Raw genomic sequence first — 4,464 nt, 5'->3', positions numbered from 1 at the left:
CCTGTGTAAGCCCGGTCACGCACCGGCAGCGGCCTAAGACGTGGGAAGCCTCGCCCGTCAGGGCGGGGAGCAGTCACCGTAAGCGCACTGTGAAGCCGGCTTCGGCCGGTTTCGCCGTTTCAGAGGGGGTTGTTCAGGAAGTGATGACCATGCGACTGTTCGAAACTCGCCCCGGTGACGACGGCCTGCCCGGGCCAGAGCGACGGTTGGCCGTGCTGGCCTTGGTGACCGGTACCTTGATGGCGGTTATGGATACCACCATGATCAACCTGGCGTTACCGACGATTGCCGCCGACCTGGATATCCCGGCGTCTCGGGCCGTCTGGATCACCAACCTGTTTCAAGTGGTATGCGCCGCCTTTTTGCTGGTGTTTGCCGGTATTAGTGAGCTGGTCACACGGCGGCGACTGTATCTGTTCGGCATCGGCCTCTTCATGGCCGCCTCGCTGGGGGCGGCGTTATCCCGCCAGTGGGAGTCATTGCTGGTGTTTCGCGCCTTGCAAGGGCTGGGCGCTGCCGCCACCCTCTCCATAGGGCCATCGCTCTATCGAGCCATCTTCCCGTCGCGGCTGTTGGGCAGCGCGCTCGGCTTGAGTGCGCTGGTGGTGGCCGGGGGCTACGCGGCTGGCCCGACCTTGAGTGGCGTCATCCTGTCGTTCGCCGATTGGCCGTGGCTGTTTGCGCTGAACGTGCCCCTGGGGCTCTGCTCGCTCTGGCTGGCGGGCCGGGCCTTGCCACGCGACATTCCCCGGCAGGGCGCCTTCGATACCCTGGGTGCGCTCTACTCCATGCTGATGCTGGCCAGCTTCTTCGTGGCCATGGACGCCGTCGGGCACGCTGCGCCCCTGTGGCAAAGCGGGGGCTGGGCACTGCTGGCCGTACTGGCTTGCGGGCTGTTTATCCGCCGCCAGCGGCACGCCCCTTATCCGCTGCTGCCGCTGAGCGTCTTTGCCGAAAAGCGTTTTACCCTGGCCGTGTCGGCTTCTGGACTGGCGTTTATCGGCCAAGGGCTGACCTTCGTGGCGCTGTCGTTTTTCTATCAGGAGCAGATGGGCTTTTCACCGCTGGAAACGGCCTGGCTGTTCACCCCGTGGCCGCTGGCCATCATGCTGGTGGGGCCGCTGGCGGGCAGGTTGGCAGACCGTATCAACCCTAGCCTGCTGTCGAGCACGGGCCTGGTGCTGCTGATCATCGGGCTGGTGGCGCTGGCGCAGGTCGATGAAGGCACTGGCGTGGCGGGAAGCCTGTGGCGCACGGCGCTGTGCGGCATCGGTTTTGGCCTGTTTCAGCCGCCCAACAACCGCGAAATGATGGGCAGCCTGCCGCCGGAGCGTAGCGCCAATGTGTCGGGAGTCATGAGCACCATGCGCACGGTCGGGCAGTCTTTCGGGGTGGCCCTGGTGGGGGCTGCCCTGGCGCTAGGGGCGCCCGTTCAACTGACCCTTTGGCTGGGGGCGGTCACCACGCTCCTGGCGCTGCTGGCCAGCCTGTCGCGTATTCGCGTGGCGCAGCAGGCGTTATTGGCGCGGCGGGCATCGTCGGCTGGCAAGTAAGGGCGTACAATGGCGGCGTTGCGGACAGAAGGAGAACGCCCCATGGCGATACAGACACAGATCGAGCAGAAGTTGGCGGCGCTGACCCCTGAGCTGCTCCAGGTCGAAAACGAAAGCCACATGCACAACGTGCCGGCCAACTCTGAAACGCATTTCAAGGTCACGCTGGTCAGCGATAGCTTCGAAGCCATGATGCCGGTGAAACGCCATCAGCAGATCTATGCGCTGCTGGCCGACGAGCTGTCGGGGCCGGTGCACGCTCTGGCGCTGCACCTCTACACGCCCGCCGAGTGGCAGGCCCGGGGCGGTGCGCGCCCCGATTCGCCCCACTGTCGTGGCGGCGGAAAGTGACACCGGAAGCCGCGCGAAGGCACTATCTGGAGGCCATGGGCATTACCGCCTGGGCCTCCCGCTATCAACTGCCCAACGCACTCCCCACGCAAGCCTGTGAATGGGAAGACGCCCCTGCCAAGGCGCCACCGCGCGAGCGCCTGCATGCCCTGCTGGACGATGCTCCGCCGCCGCGCCCACGGCCCGCTGTGGCAGAGGCCAGCGCCCCCGCGCCTGCCAGTTCCCATGCCGCCCCCCAGGCGGTGCGCGCGCTGCTGGGCGGCCAACCTGTCGAAACGCCTGCGCCGCAAGCGTCAGACGATGCCGTACCCGAGACCCCCAAGGCAGTGGCCAAACCGCTGGAGTTCAGCCTGTCCTGCGTCTGTCTCGGTGGCCGCTGGCTCAGCCTGTGCGAAGGCGACATGTCGCCTCCCGAGCAGCAGCTGTTGGCCAATATGCTGCGTGCGGCAGGCCTTTTGAAAGGCGAGCTGCCTACGGTGGTCACTTTCAAATGGCCGCCGATGGCCACCGCATTTACCCCAGAGGACCCGTTGGAAGAAGCCCAGGAAGGTCTGGCTGCCTTCGTCTCCGGCGCGGCCAGCCGTCAGGGCTGGGCGTTGGAAAACGTGCTCTGGTGGGGCGCGAGCGATGCCGTCGAGGCATCGGCCATGGCGCAGGTGATGGCCCTGACCGATGGGCGTAGCCGCAGCTTGTCCTTGCCGGTATGGGAGGCGCCAGGGTTGTCGGCACTGATGCAGCAGGCCGGGGCCAAACGTGCCCTGTGGCCACGGTTGGTGGCATTGGGGCAGCAGTGGAGCCCGCATGATCACTCGGCTTGATGGCCAGCACGCCGAAGGAGTGTGCTCGCTCGAAGCGCAGGCGCGCAGCGGAGCAAGTCGCGCCCAGTTGCTGGCAGCGCTGCAGGACGAGCAAGCCTGGGTGGCAGGGTATTGGCAAGAGAGCGTTCTGCTGGGCTATGCGCTGCTGGTCAGGCTGCCCTTCGATGCCGAGCTACAGGCCATTGGCGTAAGCCCTGAGGCACAGGGGCAAGGAGTGGGGAGGCAGCTGCTGGACGCCTGCGTGGCCGTGGCAAGGCAGTGGTCATCCGAGCGGCTATTGCTGGAAGTGCGCGCTGGCAACCAGCGGGCCATAGCGCTTTATCGTCGGGCGGGGTTCGCACAGGATGGGTGCCGTAAAGGCTACTACCCGGCCGCTGAGGGGACGACCGGGCGAGAAGATGCGCTGCTGATGTCGCGGGCGTTGCCTTAAGAGGCGCTGCCCCCTTCGATACCGTCGAACTTGCTCAGGACACCCTGCAGGCGACGCTCCCACTCTTCGCGCTCCTGCTTCAGCTGGCTGTTTTCATTGCGAAGCTCTTCGTTTTCCAACTTCATCATCTCCAACGCCTCGACGGTGTCGGTGACTTTCTGCTCCAACTGATTGAAAAGCTCCAGGCTCATGCCTACCTCCGGTGACGATCGGCAGGCAGCGGCCTGCCGACATGGGAATGAATAACGATGTCGATGCGCCGAGCGTAACGCTGCGGCGAGTCGTCGGCAAGCGCTTTACGCAGGCCTGCGACGATAGAGTCGGGCAACGCTTTCACCCGCTCGGGTTTCTCTATGTAATTGCCAGTTGGCCGGGACTTCCGGGGTCAGTGTGTGCTCGGTTTCGAGATAGATCATGGCGTCGTTGGCCAGCCAGCCACCTGCCTCCAGTTGGGCGCAGCAAGGTGCTGCCAGCCCCTGATGGAAGGGGGGGTCGAGAAACACCAGCGCCATGGGGTCGCCGGGCTGGGCGAGAAATGCCTGCGCCTCTTGGGTCACCACGTGCCCCTTGAGTGTGCCCAGGGTGGCCAGATTGTCGCCGATGAGTGACGCCACCGCCGGGGTGCGTTCGACGAAGGTCACGGCAGCCGCCCCCCTGGAGAGCGCTTCGATACCCAGCGCACCGGTGCCTGCGAACAGATCGAGGGCGCGCTGGCCGTAAAGCGCCTGGCCCAGCCAGTTGAACAGGGTTTCACGCACTCGGTCCGGCGTGGGGCGCAGCCCCGGCTGGTCGAGTACCGGCAGCAAACGGCGGCGGTAGTCACCACCAATGATGCGCAATTTTCCCGGTGGCCGAGTCGTGCCACGGGATGCAGAAGCGCCGCGAGGCGTTGAGCGAGAGGAGCGTTGTCGTTTCATGACGCGGATTGTAGCGGGCAACTTATCCAAAGTCTTGGCCTGCGGTGGTAGGATAATCGCAATGTTCACCTATTCAGTCGGATGACCCTTATGTTCGGTTTTTTCAAACGCAAGAAAAAGCACGACTCCCAGCAGGAGCCGCAGGAAAGTCAGGATCCGTCGCTAGGCGCTGAGCCCTCCGTCAGCGAGCGTGACACACCGGCTCCCGCGGCGGAAGAGGCCGCGCCAGAGGTGCCTCGCGAAGACGCGCCCGCCAGCGCCAAGGCGCTGGATGAGCCGCTATCTCCGCCAGCCACCGAGGAAGAGGCGCCGCTACCCCAGGACGAAGAGCCGGTGCACAGTGAGCTTGTGGAACATACGCTGCCAGAGCCAGAGCCAGAGCCAGAGCCAGAGCC

The 4,464-nt window shown here is 65.2% G+C and carries 6 protein-coding genes and 1 pseudogene; 5 read left to right on the top strand and 2 right to left on the bottom strand.

Annotated elements, in window-relative coordinates:
• The first annotated feature begins 149 nt into the window (after positions 1-149).
• From CWI66_RS17180 to rimI, 4 genes are read left to right on the top strand one after another with little or no spacing between them, the layout of a single operon-like run.
• Entirely contained in the window at positions 150-1,553 is a 1,404-nt protein-coding gene (locus tag CWI66_RS17180; RefSeq protein ID WP_100732346.1) for an MFS transporter, read from the top strand.
• Positions 1,554-1,595: 42 nt separating this feature from the next.
• Positions 1,596-1,904, top strand: coding sequence for a BolA family protein (locus tag CWI66_RS17175; RefSeq protein WP_081138839.1), 309 nt, complete (start codon positions 1,596-1,598; stop codon positions 1,902-1,904).
• Positions 1,901-2,722, top strand: coding sequence for a hypothetical protein (locus CWI66_RS17170; protein WP_230478471.1), 822 nt, complete (start codon positions 1,901-1,903; stop codon positions 2,720-2,722). Before CWI66_RS17175 ends, CWI66_RS17170 begins: the two co-directional genes overlap by 4 nt.
• Positions 2,706-3,152, top strand: coding sequence for a ribosomal protein S18-alanine N-acetyltransferase (gene rimI / locus CWI66_RS17165; protein ID WP_100732344.1), 447 nt, complete (start codon positions 2,706-2,708; stop codon positions 3,150-3,152). The genes CWI66_RS17170 and rimI overlap by 17 nt, the downstream gene beginning before the upstream one ends.
• Here rimI and CWI66_RS17160 read toward each other — a convergent pair.
• Entirely contained in the window at positions 3,149-3,343 is a 195-nt protein-coding gene (locus tag CWI66_RS17160; RefSeq protein ID WP_016916017.1) for a cell division protein ZapB, read from the bottom strand. The genes rimI and CWI66_RS17160 overlap by 4 nt on opposite strands.
• A gap of 105 nt (positions 3,344-3,448) precedes the next feature.
• Complete coding sequence (gene rsmD, locus CWI66_RS17155) at positions 3,449-4,069, bottom strand: 16S rRNA (guanine(966)-N(2))-methyltransferase RsmD (RefSeq protein ID WP_193461849.1); 621 nt, start codon at positions 4,067-4,069, stop codon at positions 3,449-3,451.
• A gap of 90 nt (positions 4,070-4,159) precedes the next feature.
• Between rsmD and CWI66_RS17150 the strand changes: the two are divergent.
• Positions 4,160-4,464 (top strand): annotated as a pseudogene (locus CWI66_RS17150) (signal recognition particle-docking protein FtsY); the annotation flags it as partial.

The organism is Halomonas sp. 141, from assembly GCF_002810305.1.
Classification (GTDB): Bacteria; Pseudomonadota; Gammaproteobacteria; order Pseudomonadales; family Halomonadaceae; genus Vreelandella; species Vreelandella stevensii.
The sequence above is the reverse complement of the archived record's forward strand: the minus strand, read 5'-3'. Positions and strand labels throughout refer to the sequence as shown.